Here is a 20,406-nt window from a genome sequence, read left to right as displayed (position 1 = left end):
CCTGCGTGGCGGTGCTATCGGCCTCAGGCCGGCACACCGCTGTGAAATCGAAAGGCGACGTCCGGGGTCGTCACAAGTTGCTCTTCGCGGGCCTTGAAGACCGCAATGCGCGCTTCTATCGGCGCGTCTGAAAGCTGGCTCGCCAGTGTGATGTAGTCCTCGAAGTGGCGTCCTTCCGACTTAACCAGACCTCGGTAGAACTTGGCAAGTTCGTCGTCGAGATGTGGAATAAGTCGCGCAAAGCGTTCACAACTGCGCGCCTCGATCAAGGCACCGACGATCAGCACATCCACCAGACGCTCCGGCTCATCGCGCCTGACCAGTTCCCTCAGTCCTTCAGCATAGCGCGATGCGCTGAGATGGCGGTACTCAATCCCCCTGGCGCGCATGATTTTCACGACCTGCTCGAAGTGCAGAAGTTCTTCACGGGCCAATTGCGACATCTTGGTCAGCAGGTCGACGTGATCCACGTAGCGATACATCAGACTCATGGCCGTGGACGCCGCTTTCTTCTCGCACTGGGCGTGATCGATCAACAACAGGGTTTCATTCTCCAGCGCCCACTCGACCCATGCATTCGGCGTCGCACACGGCAGGAAATCGAGAAGCTCCTCAGGCAGCGAGGTGTCATGGTCGGGGCTGATGGTGACATTCATGAAAGCGGTTTCCATTGCTGGGCCCCATCGGGCCCGGACTCGAGATGAAGTGTCCGACGTTCTTCGGCGGCCTGCTGAAGGGCCTGGCTGATGGCGGCGTACAACTGCTGAGGCTGGCCAGGAACGCCTGGGCGCAGCACGATACCGTAGGCTGCCAGGTCGCCGATACGATCACGCCCCACCCGCAGCAGCTCTATCACCCGTGACGCCGCCGGCTGGGACGAACGAAAACGCACGCGATGACGTCGCATCTGGCGCTCCAGCAGGTCTTCGTCGATCACCTCGACGAAATTCGCGGCCACCTCGATACGCAGGGCGTCCAGTTCCCCGATCCGCCTCTCGCGCTCATCGCCATCCAGCGAGAACCAGCGCAGAATTTCCTGATCATGGCGCTGACAGCCGCGGCAGACGTTATCGCCCACCGTGGTCGAACACAGCCCGACGCAGGGCGACACCACAACTTGGGTCATCGTCGGACACCTCATCGTGCTAAAAATTGAATCGGCACATGGTAACGCCTGCCTCGAGCGGACACACCCCTACCCCAGTCGAATAGGCACGAACCGGCCTCGGCGACCAAAGTTCAAAGCCCGTCATGACGGGCTCTCTTAACATTGTCGACAGTTTATTCTAGAATCCCGGCCACCGTTGACAGCGTGTCCCTCACGTTCGAGCGAGACGCGTTCGAGCGTGACCACCACAAACCAATGAGGGCCCCCACGTGCTTGAAGCCTATCGCCAACATGTCGAAGAGCGTGCCCAGGAAGGCATTCCCCCCAAGCCGCTGAACGCCGAACAGGTCGCCGAACTGGTCGAACTGCTCAAGGCGCCGCCCGCCGGAGAAGAAGAGACTGTCCTCGATCTGCTGACCAACCGCGTTCCGCCCGGGGTGGACGAGGCCGCCTACGTCAAGGCCGGTTTCCTGACCGCCCTGGCCAAGGGCGAAGCCGAATCTCCGCTCATCGACAAGGTGCATGCCGTCAAGCTGCTGGGCACCATGCAGGGTGGTTACAACATCGCGACCCTGGTCGAACTGCTCGATGATGCCGAGCTTGCCAAGGAAGCCGGCGAGCAGCTCAAGCACACCCTGCTGATGTTCGACGCCTTCCACGACGTCGCCGACCGCGCCAAGGCCGGCAACGAGGTGGCCAAGGACGTGATGCAGTCCTGGGCCGACGCCGAATGGTTCCTGTCTAAGCCGGCACTGGCCGACAAGATCACCCTGACCGTGTTCAAGGTGCCCGGCGAGACCAACACCGACGACCTGTCCCCGGCCCCCGACGCCTGGTCACGTCCGGATATTCCGCTGCATGCCAACGCCATGCTCAAGAACGAGCGTGACGGCATCGAGCCCGAGGTCCCCGGCACCAAGGGCCCCATGGCGCAGATCGAAGCGGTCAAGGCCAAGGGCTTCCCGGTCGCCTACGTCGGCGATGTCGTGGGTACCGGTTCCTCGCGCAAGTCCGCCACCAACTCGGTGCTGTGGTTCTTCGGCGACGACATCCCCAACGTGCCCAACAAGCGTGCCGGTGGCTTCTGCTTCGGCGGCAAGATCGCCCCGATCTTCTTCAACACCATGGAAGACGCCGGCGCCCTGCCGGTCGAGATGGATGTGTCGAAGATGGAAATGGGCGACGTCATCGACGTCTACCCTTACGAAGGCAAGGTCTGCCGTCACGACACCGACGAAGTGATCTCCACCTTCGAGCTGAAGACCCAGGTCATCCTCGACGAGGTCCGCGCAGGCGGTCGTATCCCGCTGATCATCGGTCGCGGTCTCACCGACAACGCCCGCAAGACGCTGGGTCTGGAGCAGTCCGACGTCTTCCGTCTGCCCGAGCAGCCCAAGGACACCGGCAAGGGCTTCACCCTGGCCCAGAAGATGGTCGGCAAGGCCTGCGGCCTGGAAGGCGTGCGTCCCGGCATGTACTGCGAGCCGAAGATGACCACCGTCGGCTCTCAGGACACCACCGGTCCGATGACCCGTGACGAGCTCAAGGACCTGGCCTGCCTGGGCTTCCAGGCGGATCTGGTCATGCAGTCGTTCTGCCACACCAGTGCCTACCCGAAGCCGGTGGACGTGGAAACCCACCACACCCTGCCGGACTTCATCATGAACCGCGGCGGCGTATCGCTGCGCCCGGGCGACGGCATCATCCACTCCTGGCTGAACCGCATGCTGCTGCCGGACACCGTCGGCACCGGCGGTGACTCCCACACGCGTTTCCCGATGGGCATCTCCTTCCCGGCGGGCTCTGGTCTGGTGGCCTTCGCCGCCGCCACCGGTGTCATGCCGCTGGACATGCCGGAGTCCATCCTGGTGCGCTTCAAGGGCAAGCGTCAGCCTGGTGTCACCCTGCGTGACCTGGTCCACGCCATTCCCTACTACGCCATCCAGAAGGGGCTTCTGACCGTCGAGAAGTCCGGCAAGAAGAACGCCTTCTCTGGTCGCGTGCTGGAGATCGAGGGCCTCGAGGATCTTACCGTCGAGCAGGCCTTCGAGCTGTCCGATGCCAGTGCCGAGCGCTCCGCGGCGGGCTGCACCATCACCCTGTCCGAAGACTCTGTCTCCGAGTACCTGAAGTCGAACATCACCCTGCTCAAGTGGATGATCGCCAATGGCTACGGTGACAAGCGCACCATCGAGCGTCGCATCCTAGCCATGGAAGAGTGGCTGGCCGACCCGAGCCTGATGCGCGCAGACGCCGACGCCGAGTATGCCGAGGTCATCGAGATCGACCTGGAGCAGCTCAAGGAGCCGGTACTGTGTGCCCCCAACGACCCGGACGACGCCCGTCTGCTGTCCGAGGTGGCAGGTCAGAGCATCGACGAGGTGTTCATCGGTTCGTGCATGACCAACATCGGTCACTTCCGCGCCGCCGGCAAGCTGCTCGAGAAGCAGCCCGCCGGCAGCCTGAAGACCAAGCTGTGGCTCGCCCCGCCGACCAAGATGGACCAGCACCAGCTGACCGAGGAAGGCTACTACGGCATCTACGGCCGCGCCGGCGCGCGCATGGAAATGCCGGGCTGCTCGCTGTGCATGGGTAACCAGGCCCGTGTCGCCGCCAAGAGCACGGTGGTGTCCACCTCCACGCGTAACTTCCCCAATCGTCTGGGTGATGGCGCCGATGTCTTCCTGGCCTCCGCCGAACTGGCCGCCGTGGCCGCCGTGGAAGGTCGCCTGCCGAGCGTCGATGAGTACCGTCGCTACATGGGCGAGTTCGACGCCATGGCCGGCGAGATCTATCGCTACATGAACTTCCACGAAATCGAGGAGTACCAGAAGGCCGCCTCGAACGTGATTCCGGTGGCTCAGGAAGCCTGAGTCATCTGACGGTCAACGGCTCGAGCCTGTCGCCAGACCGACTCGAGCCTTGAATCACAAGGAAGCGCCCCGGGGAGCGAGTTGCGTTCAACTCCCCTGGGCGCTTTTTCATGGCTTGCCAGCAAAGGCCGTGTCACTGGGTGGGCGGCTGACCGCCCACCCCATCTTCCCTCACGTGCTTCCCTCGCCTGCTTTACTCGACCCTCAATTGACCATCGTCGAGCAGGTTCTGCAGGAAGGCGTCACCGTCTGCGCCCATCTGCACGCCCTGAAGCACAACGACCTGATCGGCGTTGGCACCTCCAGCCGCCAGGTTGCCTTCGCTGCTGATGGACAACAGGGTATCGTCCCCGTCCTGACTGGCCTGAAGGTAGTCCGCCAGATTGTCCTCGTCGGCGCCCTGAAGAAGATCGGCAAGATCGAGCCGGTCGGCCTCGGCCTCAACGCCATACTCGCCGGCGGTGAAGTCGGCTACGGTGTCCTGCGCCGGTGACGTTGTGCTGCCCGCGTCACCAAACTCCCAGGCGAAGACATCGGCCCCGGCACCGCCGACCAACAGATCATCATCGGCACCGCCGACCAGCAGGTCGTCGCCGCCGCCACCGATCAGGATGTCATCACCGGCACCGCCGGACAGGCTGTCGTTGCCACCGTCAGATCGATCCGCGATAGCCAGGGTCTCGACGTTGTCCCTGACGTAGTCGATGATCTGCTGATCCGTCGGCTCCGCCCCACCATTGACGTCCCACCTCAGGAACTCGACAAGGCCGAGATAACCCAAGCCATCGTGTTCTCCCGCCTGGAAACTCTCGCCACTGTCGCCATCCACCCAGGACAGTCCATCGCTGTTGACGGTATCGCCGAACAGGACATCGTCTCCCTCGTTGCCTGCCAGGACATCATCGCCGAGCGCGGCCAACTCGGCCTGGCTGCCTCCGCCAAACAGGGCCGCTTCCAGTTCTTTGGCGGTATTGACCACCTCCACCTGCCCGGTCTCGAGAATGTCTCCATCGTCGAGCAGGCGCTGCTCCAGTCGGATCTGATCGATATCGAGACTGTCGTTGGTGCGGTTGCCGCTGTCGACCAGGAACCGGAGACGATACTCCCCCGACTCGAGAAAGCCGGTATCGACCGTCGTCCAGTTCGGGGCGTAGGTCAGTGAACTGCTGGCGTACTCCTGCCATTGGCCACCTTCGCGCACCTCGACCACATAACCCATCGAATCGTTCGACTGACTGAACACACTGGTGCTGTAGCGAAACAGCAGCGAGGTGTACAGCTGGTCATCGGGATCGTCATCGACGAAGAAAGAGGTACTGACCACTTCCGCCGCCTGGTCGTCATTGGCGTTGTCCCTGATCCGCAACTTGCCCCCGAACTGGGCCGCCACCGTGTTGGCGCCGGAGACCTTGGTCCAGGTCTCCACCCTCAGCGCGTCCGTCGAACCGCGCGTGAAATTGGCAAGCCTGACACCATCGACCACGGTGCCCTGGTAAGACAGCGCCCCGGTGCCCGACACATCCGTATTGTCGAAAAACTCGAGAACATCTTCCCTGGTGGCGTCACCGATGCCCACCGCTCGCACGCTACTGAGCGCGGCCAGTTCGGTATAGGCGTCGGCGGCCTCCTTGATGGCGGTAGCGTCGATCGCTGTGGCGCTCACCGTACGTCCGGCATCATCAATGTAGTGTGTGGGCCCGCCATCGGTCAGGATGAAGCTCAGGTCCTCGAAGTCGGCAAATTGGGGATCGGCGTCCTGCGCCGCCAGCCACCCAGATGCAGTGCGAATGCCGGCTTCCAGATTGGTGCCGCCCTCCGCCCTGAAACCGTCGATGAAGCTCACCACATTGGCGATATCGTCAGCACTGTTGAGGTCGATGACGATATGATCGACGGCATTGGTGCCGAAATCGACGATCTGCAGGTTGATCTGGCCGTCATGGGCCACAAGGTCGGTCAACAGGTTCTTGAGCGCCGCCTGAACCAGCTCGAGTCGACTCAGGCCTGGCGTCCCCGACGGCACCACCATGCTGCCGGTGGTATCGACAATCAGCGAAATGTTGTAGTTGGTGGCCGGCGTCAGCACCGCCTCCAGGCCGCCTCGATCACCGATCAGCACGTCACCGCCGGCCCCTGTCGCTTCGTTATCGTCGTCGTTGTCGCCCACCACCAGTTCGTCAGCAGGACCTTCGACGCTGACCGTCGCTTCGGCCTCGGCGCTATCCCCATCGTTGTCGGTCAGGGTGTAATCGATCACCGCCTGCCCGCCAAAGGTCGGGTTGGGGACGAAGGTCAGCGATCCGTCGGTGTTCACGCTTACCGTACCGACGCTGTCTCCTCCACGCACCGCAGCCGCCGTCACGCTTGCCCCATCGGCACCCGCTTGATCGTTGTCGAGCACCTCGATGACCACCGGCGCGCCGCCGCTCGCGCTTGCCGCGTCATCCGCCGCCAGCGGCGAATCGTCGTCGACCACGACATTCAAGCTGCCCTGGGCTTCGTCGCCGTCACTATCGCTGACGACGTAGTTCAGGGTCAGGCCGATGTCATCCTCGGAGCCAGGGTCGCTGTGGTCCAGCGGACCGGCCAGGGTGACCTGATAGGCGCCCGTGAGCAGATTGGTCAGTACCGCCGTAAAGACGACGCTTCCGCCCGCGCTGCCCACCAGCTGGCGACCATCGCCGCTGACCGAGAACATGACCGGCGTGCCCCCGGAGGTCAGCCCGCTCGGACTCGGGGCCAACCAGCGAAAGTCGCCGGCGCCATCCGTGCCGGCATCGTAGCCAAGCACTCCAGCCACCTGAGTCGCTTCACCCGCGACATCGTCGATACCCCCCGCGATACCTCCCGCCAGGCCATCTTCGTCGACCACCGCCAAGGGCACGTCACCACCACTCGGCGTCGTCGGGGTACCGTCGGCGTCCACGATGATCGTCCACTCGGCAAAACGCGGATCGCCATCGCCGTCGGTCAGGGTGTAACGCACGGTGGCCACACCGCTCTGGCCGGGGTCGGGGGTAAAGGTCAGGGTGCCATCCTGGTTGAGCACTACCGAGCCGGTAACCTCGCTGTCTCCCACCACATTGGCGGCTGTCACGCGGCCACCATCGGCGCCGACGGCATCATTGGCCAGCACGTCCAGGGTCACCGCAGCACCATTGTCGGATACCGAGCTGTCATCCTCGGTCTCTGCGGTGTCGTCATCGATGAGCAGCTCGAGCTGCCCCTGAGCGGTGTCACCGTCGGCGTCGGTGACCGTGTAGGACAGACCAAGGAAGATATTGTCCTCGCTGAACGGCCGCAGATGATCGATGGGCCGATGCAGAACGGCGCGAGCCACGTCCGAACCGTCTTCCAGACTCACCGTGATGACACTCTCGCCGGCCTCGTTGCGGCCGATCAGGCCACGCCCCCCATCGACCACCTCAAAGCTCACCTCGCTACCCTGGGAGGTGAGGCCATCGAGATCGCTGCGAGGATTGTCGTCGGTAGGGCTCTGGGGGCCGGCGGTCAGCGCGATGTCCGCACTCCAGGTGAAGCCGCCTCCCGCCGCCGGCCCATCGGCACCAAAGTCAATCTGGAGATCCCTCACGGCACTGATCGGCTCACCGACCACGTCGCCATTGCCACCGGCATTGCCCCCTGGCAATCCATCCTCATCGAGCACGATGCGATGCACATCACTGGTCACCGGCTTGCCATCGGTGTCCTCGATCTTGACGGTCCAATGGCCGACCATCGGGTCTCCGTCGCAGTCCAGCACCTTGTACTTGATGCGGGCGGTGCCGCTGAAATCGTCAGTGGGGGTGAAGGTCAGCGTCTGGTCGTCATTGATCACCACCTGCCCCTGGCCGGATACCACTTCGGCACTGACCAGGTGCCCCAGATCTGCGCCCGGGCTGTCATTGGCCAGCACATCCGCGTTCACCGACTCGCCGGACCCGGCGCTGGAATAGTCGTCGACGACCACTGGGGTGTCGTCGTCGACGGTGACCGCCAGATAGCCCTTGGCCTCGCTGCCATCGACATCCTTCACCACATAGCCGAAAGACAGATCGATGTCGTCCTCGGTGCCGGTGGCGAAGTGATCCAGCGGGTGCAGCAGGGACACCGTCACCAGATCCGAGTCATCTGCGCGCACCACCGTGAACACGGCCTCGCCGCTCACCTCGTCACGGCCGGTCAGGCTGAGGCCGTCGGCCGATACCTCGTAGACGACGGCGCTGCCCTGGCTCTGCAGATTGGTCGGCAGGCCGTCCGTGGTCCAGTAGAAGGCCCCGCTGGCGGCAGGTCCATCGGCACCAAAGTCATAGCCCAGCCGCGCGCTGGCGCTGGTGGCCTCACCGGCCACGTCCTCAGGGCCTCCGGGGTTGCCCCCGGCCAGGCCGTCCTCGTCGAGCACCACCGAAGGAGACCGGGTGTAGGGATCGTCATCGCTCGTCGGCGTCGTGGGGACATTGGCGTCGGTGATCTCTACGGTGACCTTCGCCCGTCCGCGGTCACCATCGTTATCGATGGGCCTGAGGGTGAACTCGAGCTCCGGATGGGTGGTCTGGTCGAGCCCGTCCTTGGCCTCGAACTCCCAGCTACCGTCGGAGTTCACGATCAGGGTGCCCACCGACAACTCGATGGGTGTGTCCAGGCGATAGAAGCCGCTCTCCTCCGACACGTAGACGCGCATTTCACGCAGACCATCGGCGCCAGCATTGACCGACCAGGTGCCGCGCGCCACCTCCCCTTCGGCCACCGAACTCGGTGCCGTGGCGGTGGCATCGGGCACGTCATCCTTGACGAAGATCCGCAGATTGTCGGTCTGCGTCCCTTGGCTTCCGCCGTTCACTTCCACCTTGAACGGATCGTTGATGCCCTCGTCGCCGCGCCCCTGGGAACGGTGATCGTCAGAGTTGTCGGTCAACTGGTAGTCCCAGCGATAGTTGCCCTGGTCGTCCACCGCCACCGTCAGGGTGCCAAAGTCACCGCTGAGGCTGCCGCCACCGGTCAGGTCGACACCGTTGACGACAAAGCCCTCGATCTGTCCTCCTGGCGGCCGTTCATAGACGCCCCCTACCGAGGTCGCAACGGTACCCGCCCGGGTGCCGTCATCCAGCCCCGCCTCATCCACCCTGAAATCACTGCTCTGGTTCGCCATGACGCCATCCCCTGTGTCGATGCCAAGAAGGAAAGACGCCGGGTCCGCGGCTTGCACGATCAACGCACGACTGGAGCTTGGCCGAGTGACGCCTTTCACCTGGCCAAAGATATGCGGACGGCTGGCATTGCGACGGCCGAACTTGGTCATCGCCGATGGCTTATGCGGAAATCGGCAATGGCCTCAAGATCCCCTTATCCGCAACGGATCTTTGGATTCGAGGGGCGAGCCTGGCCACACCGCTATCGCGCTGGCGTCTCCGGCTTCCCCCGTGGCTTGCAGCGCTGCATAGTACCGGCCTTGCACGACCGACCCTCGGCCCGGCCCGCTATCGATTCGCCAGCACCACGAAAGATCAGCGCCGGTCTGATGCCGGAATCATGAGAGGAACTCACCAACAGCGAACGGAGGCCAACGACATGCACTCGCACTCGGGTGCCAGGCAAATCATCGTACCTTCAGTGGAAAAAGATCAGGCGGATTGCCAGGGCGTTTCGCCAAGGCATCGATCACATCTCTGGGCTGAACGTGGACAAGCCGGTGAAACGACGCCACTTTTCAACGACCGATTTGACGACTCGCGCACAATTTATCAGAGATCACCGAAATCCATTCCCACGCTCGACCTCCTCAGCCCGTCATCCCCCGGGGGCTGGATAACATCGACACCTGTGGCATCATGCCAGGACTAGCCACGGAGACGCTCCAATGACCCAGATTGTCACGCCCGATATCTGCGACGCCTACCCAGAGGTGGCGGTGTGCGACCCGATCTTCGTCAACTACGGGGGCCAGGAGGCCTTCTTCGGCCCGGTGAAAACGGTCAAGTGCTTCGAAGACAACTCGCTGGTCAAGCAGGCGGTCGCCGAACCAGGAGACGGCGCAGTGCTGGTGGTGGACGCAGGCGGGTCAACCCGCTGCGCCATGCTCGGCGACATGCTCGCGGAACAGGCGGCCGGCAATGGCTGGGCCGGGGTGATCATGTATGGCTGCGTGCGCGACGTGGACATCCTGGCGGAGACCGATCTGGGCATCCAGGCCCTCGGCGCCCACCCACGCAAGAGCGAGAAGCGCGGCGAAGGCCAGCGTGATGTCCCCGTCGCCTTCGCCGGTGTCGACTTCGCACCGGGCCAATGGGTCTACGCCGACAACAACGGCATTCTGGTCGCCGAGTCCCGCCTCGAACTCGATTGACGGGCCATCGCTCTTCCTTGGTCCACCGACCGTCGGGGGTCCTGTGCCCCCCACCACTGACGCCATCGCCCACTCGGTGGGTCCTCGGCGCGCAGCGCCCCCTGCTCCTGCTACCCACGTCCAACGGCACACTTTAGACTCATGACGCTTGCCAGGGATGTCTACACCAGCCTGCATGACCACCTGCGTCCTCTGCTGGCCTACCATCTACTGTTCACGCTGTTCGCCTCGGCTGCATTGCTGCCGGCCATGGGCTGGCTGCTGGCCGGCTGGCTATCGCGGGTTGGCCGCCCCCTGGTCACCACGGTGGATGCGGTCGAACTGCTGCTGTCGCCGCTCGGCTTCAGCTGGATCCTCGCCTTTGCCGTCATCCTGCTGACGCTGCTTTACCTGCAGCAGGCCGGGATGATGCTGGTGGCGGTGGAGCGCCAGGGCTCCCACGCGCGCCAGGCCTTGATCGCCCTGTGGCAGAGCCTGCATCGTCTTCCCAGGCTGTTGGGCCTCGCCAGCCTGCAGGTGTCGATTCACCTGCTGGCCCTGACCCTCGTTGCCGCCTGTGCCAGCCTGGTCCACGATTCCCTGCTCGGTCACCTGGATCCCTACTATGTGCGGCGGGTGCGCCCACCGGCCTTCTGGCTCTACGCCTCGACCCTGCTTCCGCTGGTCGGACTCTGGGCCGCGCTGGCGGCGCGACTCTACATCCGATGGTGGCTGGCGCTGCCCTGCGTGGTACTGGAAGGTCTCTCGCCTGTCGCAGCGATGCGCCGAAGCTACCAGTTGACCCGGCACCGCCAGGGGGGACTTGCTCGGGTCATCTTTTCGATGCTGGCGGTACTGCTGGTGCTGCCATCGGCGGTGTCGATCGCCTTCAGCGCCTGGGTCGCCCCCCTCTTGTCGACACTGCCCGAGATCGGCGCGGTGGTGATCATGACCATGCTGCTGGTGGTCACCGCCGCAACCCTGCTGACGCTCAGTGTCGCCTTCGCGGTGATCGTGCTCAACGCCCTGCTGGCGACCTGCTTGTACCTGCGCCGCGCCCATCGCCTGCCGCGCCCCGATCCCCCACCGGCTGACGCCCACCCGGGGCGGCTGGCCTGGGCGGTGGAGGTCGGCATCCTGGTATTCGCCGTCTCCCAGGCGTGGCTGATGGTGGAGCGACAGGAGCTCAATGACGAGGTCGAGGTGATCGCCCACCGAGGTAGTTCGGAAGTAGCGCCGGAGAACAGCCTGTCGGCTATCCGTCAGGCCCTGGAAGACGGCGCCGATCAGATCGAGATCGATGTGCGCCTGAGTGCCGACGGCAGCGTGGTGCTGAGCCACGATGCCACGCTACAGCGTCTTGCGGGAGACCCGCGGCGGGTCACCGACCTGAACTGGCAGGAGTTGGCAACGCTGGATGTCGGATCAGGCTTCAGCCACGCCTTCGCCGGCGAACGCCTGGCCAGGCTCGACCAGGCCCTGGCTGCGGTGCGTGGCCGCGCCGACCTGATCATCGAGCTCAAGCCGAGCCGCGGCCAGGAACAGGCGCTGATCGAGGCGGTCGTGGCAGAGCTTGACGCCGAACGCCGCTGGCGCCTGCACTGCCGAGACCAGGCAGAAGACCGCCTGGCGCGCATGATCTGTGGCGATCCCAGGCTATTCGAGACCACTTGGCTTGCGTCCTTGTCGTACCGTCAGATCCACCTGATCGACGCCCAGGAGCCTCGCGCCAGGACACTGCTGCTGGCAGAGTGGGCCCTGCCCGGCAGCCTGCCGCAGCGTCGCTTCGACGGACTCGGCCTGCGCAACAGCCAGATCGACGATGATCAACTGCGACGCGCCCACCTCAACCAGACGCCGCTCTACGCCTGGACGGTCAACGATCCTGGCCGCATGGCCAGACTTATCGACATGGGCGTGGACGGCATCATCACCGACCGCCCCGAAAGACTCAGCGCACTGCTGCGCGAACGACGCAGGATGAGCGACGCCGAGCTACTGCTGACCAAGCTGCGCCACTGGCTGGCCGACGACTGAACGAAGAACCCCCGCCCCGGCGGTAGCCGGAAGCGGGGGCAAACATCAGTCCGCGGAGCGAATGGCGCGCTTCAATCGCCCATGACGACGCCTTCACGGCGGGGGTCAGCACCCCCATAGAAGCCGTCTTCGGTGACCTTCAGCGCCTGCAGACCGCTGGTCAATTCGCGGGTCTCGACCTCGTGGCCAAGCCCCCGCAGATCGCCCAGCGTGGCCTCGGGGAAGCGCCCCTGCTCCAGATAGACGGTGCCACCGGTGGTGATCGCATGGGGCAGATCGAGCGCCTGCTGGGCGTCCACACCACGCGTAAGCATGGCATCCAGCGTCTGGGCGGTGTAGTGGATGATCGCGGCGCCTCCGGGAGACCCGAGACTCGCTACCAGCTCGCCGCTCTCACGCTCGAACACCAGCGTTGGACTCATGCTCGAACGCGGCCGCTTGCCGGGCTGCACCCGGTTGGCGATCGGTGTGCCCTGCTCATCCGTCGGCGTGAAGGAAAAGTCGGTCAACTCATTGTTGAGCAGATAGCCGCCATCAAGCTCGCCGCCACCGTTGGCCATGATGCGCGAACCAAACGCCTGCTCGATGCTCGAGGTCATGGCGACCGCCTGACCCCGGGGATCGACGATGCTGATATGGCTGGTGCCGTGCTCGGGCTGCTGGGGCTGGGAGGCGTAGGCGGTCTCCAGCGAACCGGGGTTGCCGGGGCGCGCCTCGCCGCTACCCATGCTCTGCTGCTTGATCAGCTCGGCGCGCTTGGCCAGATAGTCCGGTGCCAGCAGCGTGTTCCAGTCATCGCCGGGGGGTTCGACAAAATCGCTGTCACCGATGTAGCGGCCGCGATCGGCAAAGGCCAGGCGCGAGGCCTCGAGAAACGGATGCAGCCAATCCACCGTGGGTACGCCCTCGTGGATGGCGGTCTCGATCTCCGGCAAGGCCTCCATCATGCCGAGTATCTGCATCACGGTCAGGTGTCCCGACGAGGGCGGCGGGAAGCCGCAGACCTCCCAGTCACGCCAGGGGGTACACAGCGGCTCACGCTCGAGTGCTGCGTAACCCGCCATGTCCTCGAGACTCAGGGTACCGGGCAGCTCCGGGTGATTCCGCACCCGGGACACCAGATCCTCGGCAAACTCGCCGGTGTGCAACGCAGAGCTGCCCTCCTCGGCCACCTTGGTCAGAATCGCCGCCAGGGCGGGATTGCGCAGGGTCGTTCCCACCTCAAGCGGCTCGCCCTGGTCATCGAAGAAGTAGGCCCCGGCGATCTCGTCCTCGGCAAGGCTTGGCGTCGACACCAGGCTCTGATGCAGACGCGGGCTGATCTCGAAACCTTCCGTGGCCAGGGTGATGGCCGGCGCAAACAGTGACTTCCACGGCAGCTCGCCGTATTCGTCGTGCGCCAGCTCCAGCATCCTCAAGGTACCGGGCACCCCCACCGAACGCCCGCTCTCGACCGCGGTCATGAAGTCGATCGGATCGCCGTCGGCATTCAGAAACAGGGACTCGTCGGCGCCCAATGGGGCCTTTTCACGGCCATCGAAGGCGTGGACCTCTTCCCCGTCGAACAGCATCAGAAAGGAACCACCGCCGATGCCGCTGGACTGGGGTTCCACCAGCGTCAGCACCATCTGCACCGCGATGGCGGCATCGATGGCCGAGCCTCCGGCCTTGATCACCTGATAGCCGGCGTCGGTGGCCAGAGGGTTCGCCGCCGCCACCGCAAAGGACGAGGTCGACCAGCCGGGCTTCTCCTGGTAGCCGGAACTCGATTCCGGCGAGATATCCGGGCGGGCGTATTCAAACCCTTCCTGAGCAAGTGCCGGTGTCGTCAGCAGGCCGGCCAGCAGCAGATTGCCGCAAACGATGGAAGACGCCAGACGCGCCAACCGTGGCGAAGTACGCGATGTCATCACCGCTCCTTTTGTGATGAGTAATACGGGAGAGTCTTTATTGCTCAATTCAGCATAGGCCCTGAGCGTCGAGACGGCACGCAGGCTCGCTGTCATGTGCGTGTTTCACCGGCATCCTTTACCGCCGACGAGCAGCGCTGACTCATTGCCGGCGCTCGTAGCGATCGACACGCCAGCGGCAGAACCGCGAGACCAGTGCCAGCGCCAGCAGCGCCACGGCGGTCACACCGAGCACCGACACCAACTGGTGATAACCCTCAGGGGTGCTTTCGGCCCTGGCCGCCATGCCCTTCTCGGCCAGGCGTACCACACCGTATATCAACGCCACCAGCAGGCCCAGCGGCAGCGCCGAGCCAAAGCGTGACAGGCCCCGAGTCAATGCCCAGGGAGGCGTAGGCTCCTTGTTCTTGACCGACTTTGCCGGAGCAGCCTTGCCCCGTGAGGCCCTGGGTTCCTGGCTGGGTTCTGACTTGGCCTGGGCCTTGTTCGCGGCCTTGCTCGACGCCTTGGTCGGGGCATCGCTGCGACTGCGGGCCCTGGGTCCTGGCTTCGCCTTTTGTGTTGCCGTGCCCGATGACTGACGCCCCCCTGGCAGCAGCCGCCCGAGAGTCCAGCGCCCCAGCGACCAGCAGGCCCAGCCCAGGCACACCCCGATGGACAGCAGCACGCTGCCCATGACCAACAGATACGCCATCACAAGATCCTGAAAAGAAAAGCTTCCCATGGTGCCAAGTTAGCGGGCACTTGGGGAGCCCCTCGAGGCGATTGAGCGAGTTTCGCACACCCGCACAACGCAACGACGCCGCGGAAGGTCCGCGGCGTCGACAGGCGGGCGATCGCGTCGCCGTCTCACAGCATGGTGATGCTCAGCCGATGGTCTCGCCGGCCAGCATGAACCAGGTCTCCAGCACCGCGTCAGGGTTCAGTGACACCGAATCGATGCCCTGCTCCATCAGCCACTTGGCCAGTTCCGGATGATCAGACGGCCCCTGGCCGCAGATCCCGACGTACTTGCCCTTGGCCTTGCAGGCCTGGATCGCCATGGCCAGCAGCTTCTTGACCGCCGGGTTCCGCTCATCGAACAGGTGCGCGACGATACCGGAATCGCGATCGAGACCGAGGGTCAACTGGGTCAGATCGTTGGAGCCAATGGAGAAGCCGTCGAAGTACTCGAGGAACTCATCGGCCAGCAGGGCGTTGGCCGGCAGCTCGCACATCATGATGACCTTGAGCCCGTTATCGCCGCGCTTGAGGCCATTGGCCGCCAGCAGGTCGACCACTTCACTGGCTTCTTCGGTGGTACGCACGAAGGGAATCATCAGCTCGACGTTGTCGAGGCCCATCTCGTCGCGCACCCGCTTCATCGCCCGACACTCAAGCTCGAAGCACGGCCGGAAGTTCTCGGAGATGTAGCGCGAGGCGCCGCGGAAACCGAGCATCGGGTTCTCTTCACCGGGCTCGTAGAGCTTGCCGCCGATCAGGTTCTCGTACTCGTTGGACTTGAAGTCCGACATTCGCACGATGACCCGCTCCGGATAGAAGGCCGCCGCCAGGGTCGAGATACCCTCCACCAGCTTGTCGACGTAGAAGCTGACCGGATCATCGTAGCCGGCGATACGCAGATCGATGGTCTGCTGCAGTTCGCTGGGCAGGGTGTCGTATTCCAGCAGCGCCTTGGGGTGAACGCCGATCATGCGGTTGATGATGAACTCCAGACGCGCCAGGCCGACACCGGCGTTGGGCAGGGTGGAGAAGCTGAAGGCGCGATCCGGGTTGCCCACGTTCATCATGATCTTGAACGGGATGTCCGGCATGGCATCGACGCTGGTGACGTTGCGGTCGAACTCCAGCAGACCATCGTAGACGTGGCCGGCATCGCCCTCGGCGCAGGACACGGTGACTTCACGGCCATCGCGCAGCACGTCGGTGGCGTCACCACAGCCCACCACCGCCGGGATACCCAGCTCGCGGGCGATGATCGCCGCGTGACAGGTGCGCCCGCCACGGTTGGTGACGATGGCAGAAGCGCGCTTCATGATCGGTTCCCAGTCCGGGTCGGTCATGTCGGTGACCAGCACGTCCCCAGCGTTGACCTTGTCCATCTCGTCCGGGCTGAGGATGACCTTGACCGCACCACGACCGATGCGCTGACCGATGGCGCGACCGGTGACCAGGGTGCGCCCCTTTTCCTTGAGCTGGAAGCGCTCCAGCGAGCCGCCCTCCTGCTGGGACACCACGGTCTCGGGACGCGCCTGAACGATGTAGAGCTGTTGATCGTCACCGTCCAGTGCCCACTCGATGTCCATGGGACGGCCGTAGTGCTCTTCGATGGTCATCGCCTGACGCGCCAGCGCCATCACCTGTTCGTCGTTGATGCTGAAACGGCCACGATCGGACAGCGGCACATCCACGGTCTCCACCGACTTGCCGGCGCTGGCATCACCGGTGTAGACCATCTTGATCAGCTTGGAGCCGAGGTTACGCCGCAGCACCGCCGGGCGGCCTGCCGCCAGGGTGGTCTTGTGGACGTAGAACTCGTCAGGGTTCACCGCGCCCTGCACCACGGTCTCGCCGAGACCCCATGACGAGGTCACGAATACCGCATCACGGAAGCCGGACTCGGTGTCCAGGGTGAACATCACGCCGCTGGCCCCGGTCTCGGAGCGCACCATCTTCTGCACGCCGGCGGACAGCGCCACGTTCTCGTGGGCATAGCCACGGTGCACCCGGTAGGAAATCGCGCGGTCGTTGAACAAGGACGCGAACACCTCGTGCACCGCCCGCTTGATGTTGTCGTAGCCTTCGATATTGAGGAAGGTTTCCTGCTGGCCGGCGAAGGACGCGTCAGGAAGATCCTCGGCGGTAGCGGAGCTGCGCACCGCCACCTTGAGGTTGGGATGCTTGCCGAGCATCAGCTCGTAGGCTTCACGCAGAGCGGCCTCGAAGGCCGGCGGCAGCGGGGTATCGATGACCCACTGGCGAATCTTGCTGCCGGCCTCGGCAAGGGCATTGACGTCATCGACGTCGAGACGCGCAAGCTCCTGGTTGATTCGATCGTTGAGCCCCTCGTGGGAGAGAAACTCGCGATAGGCTTCGGCGGTGGTGGCGAAACCGCCAGGCACCGTGACGCCGGCGCCGGACAGGTTGGAAATCATCTCGCCCAGGGAAGCATTCTTGCCCCCGACTCGCTCGACGTCGTTCATGCCCAGCTGATCAAACCACAGAATGTACTTGTCCACGTGACCCCCTTGGATGTCGACGACCTCGTCCGTGACGCGCCGTCATGACTGGATGCTGGCGACTCTATCAGCGCCTCGCCATATTCGCCATTGGTCTAAGAGCGAAGTCACTGGAGGATTTTTACAACACCCGGGGGAAATCGACGATTCCTGTAGTCAGCGCCCTGACGCCGCTATCGAGGTCTCCGCCAGGGCGCGCAAATCATGACGTCGGATGCTGGCGTCAAAGTACCTGAAAGGCGCGCGAATGCTTGGCTCGGCCCCACCGCCAGGCCCCGTTTCAGAGGCTGATCGAAAGCCAGCCTATCTTGTAGTCGGGGACGCCTGTGCCGCCTTAGGTTTACTTTGGAACAGCGACAACTTGTCTCACCGCAGCGGTAAACGGACAATGCCATCACTGTCTTCAAGGGAATCGTCATGACCCGAACCGCCTTCTTCATTTCCGACGGCACCGGCATCACCGCCGAGAGCCTGGGCCGCAGTCTGCTGGCTCAGTTCGAGAACGTCGACATCCGCAAGCTGACCAAGCCCTACATCGACACCATCGAGAAGGCGCGCTCGCTGGTCAGCATCATCGAGGCCACCGCCGTGCGCGATGGCGTGCAGCCGATCATCATCGACACCATCGTCGACGAGAAGATCCGCGCGGTGATTCGCCAGGCACCGGGTTTCAAGGTCGACATCTTCTCCACCTTCCTCGAGCCGCTGGAGCGCGAGCTGGACACCCACTCCTCCTACAGCGTCGGGCGTACCCACGCCATCTCCAGCGACGATGTCTATATGGACCGCATCCACTCGGTACACTTCGCCCTCGACAACGATGACGGCGCCCGTACCCACCAGTACGACCAGGCGGATGTCATCCTGGTCGGGGTGTCACGCTGCGGCAAGACGCCGACCTCGCTGTACCTGGCGCTGCAGTTCGGGGTGCGCGCGGCCAACTACCCGCTGACCGAAGACGACCAGGACGACAGCGGCACCCTGAAGCTGCCGCCGGTACTGGCCAAACAGCGCCACAAGCTGTTCGGCCTGACCATCGACCCGCGCAGGCTTGCCGCCATCCGCCACGAACGTCGCCCCAACAGCCGCTACAGCAGCATGGACCAGTGCATGCAGGAGGTCGCCCAGGCCGAATCCATGTTCCGCCAGCTGCATATCCCCTTTATCGATGCCACCCGCTTCTCGGTGGAGGAAATCTCCACCCGCATGATCGCCGAGACCGGCATCAACCGCCGCTTCTCACCGCGCTGACGCCCGCCTGCGTCCGCCGGTCCATGGCGGGAAGGTGCCTCCTTTCCGCCATCTCCCGGTCGAGTCGCTGCCCCTGCTCGGCTGCACCGCAGCGCAGGGTCCGTGGGCTTGGGCATAGGGCTGAGTCACCAGGCTCCGGACCGTTCCAGCGCACCCAGCGACTTGCAATGATAGTCAATCTCGTTACTATTTCTTTCCGTAGTGGACTCCCCGGCGCAGCCATCCCTTACCTGTCGTCGCCGCGCAAGAATAACCGCCCTGAGAAAAGGTAACGCCCCATGATCTCCCGTCTCGTCCGCCGTCCCCTGGCGCTTGCCATTGCCGCCAGTGCCCTTGTCGTGTCTAGCCACGTCGCCGCCGAAGACGTTACCGCCGAGGCGGTGGTGAGCCACTACACCGATCTCGCCCACACCACCTACAGCGACGCGCTGAAGACGGCCAAGGCGCTGGACGAGGCCATCGACAGCCTGCTGGCCGCGCCGACCCCCGAGACCCTGGCAGCGGCCAAGAAGGCCTGGCGTGAGGCGCGGGTGCCCTACCAGCAGAGTGAAGTCTTCCGCTTCGGCAACGCCATCGTCGACGACTGGGAAGGCCAGCTCAACGCCTGGCCGCTGGACGAAGGCATGATCGACTACGTCGCTCAGGACGGCTACCAGCACGAGCTGGGCAACGCCGGCGCTACCGCCAACATCATTGCCTCCGAGCGCATCAACGTCGGCGGCGAAGAGATCGACGTCAGTACCCTGAGCCCGGAGCTGCTGGCCGAGCTCAACGAGATCGGCGGCTCCGAGGCCAACGTGGCCACCGGCTACCACGCCATCGAGTTTCTGCTGTGGGGCCAGGATCAGCACGGCTACGAAGCCGGCGCCGGCGAGCGCCCCGCCAGCGACTTCGCCCAGGGCGAAGACTGCAGCAACGGCCACTGCGACCGCCGTCGGGCCTATCTGAAGGCAGCCAGTCAGCTGTTGATCAACGACCTGGAATGGATGGTCGCCCAGTGGGCGCCGGTAGACGGCGACAACTACCGCAGCGAACTGACCGCGCAACCGGCTGAAGAAGGCCTGCGCCGCATCCTCTTCGGCATGGGCTCTCTGTCACTGGGGGAGCTCGCCGGTGAGCGCATGAAGGTCGCGCTGGAGGCCAACTCCTACGAGGACGAGCACGACTGCTTCAGCGACAACACTCATAACTCGCACTACTACAACGGTCAGGGCATCCAGAACGTCTACACCGGCAGCTACCAGCGCATCGACGGCACCACCCTGGAAGGCCCGGGCGTGGAAGCCCTGCTGGCCCAGCGCGACAGCGAGCTGGCCCAGACCCTGGAGCAGCAGATCGAGGCCTCCATGGACGCGCTCGGCACCCTCAAGGAGACCGCCGAGCGCAGCGACTCGCCGATGACCTTCGATATGATGATCGCACCGAGCAATGATCAGGGCGCCGCCATCGTCAACGATGCCATCCTGGCGCTGGTCACCCAGACCGGCTCCATCGAGCAGGCCGCAGGCGAACTGGGTGTCACCTCGCTGCAGCCCGACGACGCCGGTCATACTTTCTGACCCCGTCACTGGACCCCGCTTGATCCAGATCAGGTGATAACGCCTTGGCGGATGATGCAATGAGAGTCATTCGCCCCAAGAAGCCGCACGGCCCGCGTGCGGCTCAC

11 protein-coding genes are annotated in these 20,406 nt (G+C 64.2%); 5 read left to right on the top strand and 6 right to left on the bottom strand.

The window, feature by feature from the left end:
- Nucleotides 1–23 precede the first annotated feature (23 nt).
- Entirely contained in the window at nt 24–656 is a 633-nt protein-coding gene (locus tag NFH98_RS08945; RefSeq protein WP_222517223.1) for a MiaE family protein, read from the bottom strand.
- A complete protein-coding gene (locus tag NFH98_RS08940; protein WP_222517224.1) occupies nt 653–1,126 on the bottom strand; it encodes a DUF1289 domain-containing protein in 474 nt (157 codons plus the stop codon). The genes NFH98_RS08945 and NFH98_RS08940 overlap by 4 nt, the downstream gene beginning before the upstream one ends.
- A 251-nt stretch (nt 1,127–1,377) precedes the next feature.
- Here NFH98_RS08940 and acnB point away from each other — a divergent pair, with 251 nt between their 5' ends.
- Complete coding sequence (gene acnB, locus NFH98_RS08935) at nt 1,378–3,981, top strand: bifunctional aconitate hydratase 2/2-methylisocitrate dehydratase (protein ID WP_045994929.1); 2,604 nt, start codon at nt 1,378–1,380, stop codon at nt 3,979–3,981.
- A 193-nt stretch (nt 3,982–4,174) separates the two neighbouring features.
- Here the strand turns inward: acnB and NFH98_RS08930 are convergent, their stop codons facing one another.
- Nucleotides 4,175–9,130 carry an Ig-like domain-containing protein gene (locus tag NFH98_RS08930; protein WP_349622571.1) on the bottom strand — a complete coding sequence of 1,652 codons (4,956 nt, stop codon included), beginning with the start codon at nt 9,128–9,130 and terminating at the stop codon, nt 4,175–4,177.
- Between the two features lie 708 nt (nt 9,131–9,838).
- On the opposite strand from NFH98_RS08930, the gene rraA reads away from it, so the two are divergent.
- Together rraA and NFH98_RS08920 are read left to right on the top strand one after the other, a co-directional pair.
- Complete coding sequence (gene rraA, locus NFH98_RS08925; RefSeq protein WP_045994927.1) at nt 9,839–10,324, top strand: ribonuclease E activity regulator RraA; 486 nt, start codon at nt 9,839–9,841, stop codon at nt 10,322–10,324.
- Nucleotides 10,325–10,465: 141 nt separating this feature from the next.
- Nucleotides 10,466–12,340, top strand: coding sequence for a glycerophosphodiester phosphodiesterase family protein (locus tag NFH98_RS08920; RefSeq protein ID WP_349622570.1), 1,875 nt, complete (start codon nt 10,466–10,468; stop codon nt 12,338–12,340).
- A gap of 71 nt (nt 12,341–12,411) precedes the next feature.
- Here the strand turns inward: NFH98_RS08920 and NFH98_RS08915 are convergent, their stop codons facing one another.
- From NFH98_RS08915 to ppsA, 3 genes are all read right to left on the bottom strand, one after another.
- Complete coding sequence (locus tag NFH98_RS08915) at nt 12,412–14,250, bottom strand: gamma-glutamyltransferase family protein (protein WP_349622569.1); 1,839 nt, start codon at nt 14,248–14,250, stop codon at nt 12,412–12,414.
- A gap of 142 nt (nt 14,251–14,392) precedes the next feature.
- Nucleotides 14,393–14,944, bottom strand: a complete 552-nt coding sequence (locus tag NFH98_RS08910) for a hypothetical protein (RefSeq protein ID WP_349622568.1) — start codon at nt 14,942–14,944, stop codon at nt 14,393–14,395.
- A gap of 172 nt (nt 14,945–15,116) precedes the next feature.
- Nucleotides 15,117–17,489 carry a phosphoenolpyruvate synthase gene (gene ppsA / locus NFH98_RS08905; RefSeq protein ID WP_213230706.1) on the bottom strand — a complete coding sequence of 791 codons (2,373 nt, stop codon included), beginning with the start codon at nt 17,487–17,489 and terminating at the stop codon, nt 15,117–15,119.
- Nucleotides 17,490–17,906: 417 nt separating this feature from the next.
- On the opposite strand from ppsA, the gene ppsR reads away from it, so the two are divergent.
- Both ppsR and NFH98_RS08895 read left to right on the top strand, forming a co-directional pair.
- On the top strand, nt 17,907–18,740 hold the full coding sequence (gene ppsR / locus NFH98_RS08900; RefSeq protein ID WP_045994921.1) for a posphoenolpyruvate synthetase regulatory kinase/phosphorylase PpsR: 834 nt from the start codon (nt 17,907–17,909) through the stop codon (nt 18,738–18,740).
- Nucleotides 18,741–19,018: 278 nt separating this feature from the next.
- Nucleotides 19,019–20,299 (top strand): imelysin family protein, encoded by a 1,281-nt coding sequence (locus tag NFH98_RS08895; RefSeq protein WP_222517230.1) that lies wholly within the window; start codon nt 19,019–19,021, stop codon nt 20,297–20,299.
- The last annotated feature ends 107 nt before the right edge of the window (nt 20,300–20,406 follow it).

This window comes from Halomonas sp. H33-56 (assembly GCF_040147035.1).
In the GTDB taxonomy this organism is placed as follows: domain Bacteria; phylum Pseudomonadota; class Gammaproteobacteria; order Pseudomonadales; family Halomonadaceae; genus Halomonas; species Halomonas litopenaei.
The sequence above is the reverse complement of the archived record's forward strand: the minus strand, read 5'-3'. Positions and strand labels throughout refer to the sequence as shown.

What these genes read in the sequence shown, in the direction of transcription:
- NFH98_RS08915 (WP_349622569.1), bottom strand. Translation starts at nt 14,250, where the DNA reads ATGACATCGCGTACTTCGCCACGGTTGGCGCGTCTGGCGTCTTCCATC.
- NFH98_RS08895 (WP_222517230.1), top strand. Translation starts at nt 19,019, where the DNA reads ATGATCTCCCGTCTCGTCCGCCGTCCCCTGGCGCTTGCCATTGCCGCC.
- rraA (WP_045994927.1), top strand. Translation starts at nt 9,839, where the DNA reads ATGACCCAGATTGTCACGCCCGATATCTGCGACGCCTACCCAGAGGTG.
- NFH98_RS08945 (WP_222517223.1), bottom strand. Translation starts at nt 656, where the DNA reads ATGAATGTCACCATCAGCCCCGACCATGACACCTCGCTGCCTGAGGAG.
- NFH98_RS08940 (WP_222517224.1), bottom strand. Translation starts at nt 1,126, where the DNA reads ATGACCCAAGTTGTGGTGTCGCCCTGCGTCGGGCTGTGTTCGACCACG.
- NFH98_RS08910 (WP_349622568.1), bottom strand. Translation starts at nt 14,944, where the DNA reads ATGGCGTATCTGTTGGTCATGGGCAGCGTGCTGCTGTCCATCGGGGTG.
- NFH98_RS08930 (WP_349622571.1), bottom strand. Translation starts at nt 9,130, where the DNA reads ATGGCGAACCAGAGCAGTGATTTCAGGGTGGATGAGGCGGGGCTGGAT.
- ppsR (WP_045994921.1), top strand. Translation starts at nt 17,907, where the DNA reads ATGACCCGAACCGCCTTCTTCATTTCCGACGGCACCGGCATCACCGCC.
- NFH98_RS08920 (WP_349622570.1), top strand. Translation starts at nt 10,466, where the DNA reads ATGACGCTTGCCAGGGATGTCTACACCAGCCTGCATGACCACCTGCGT.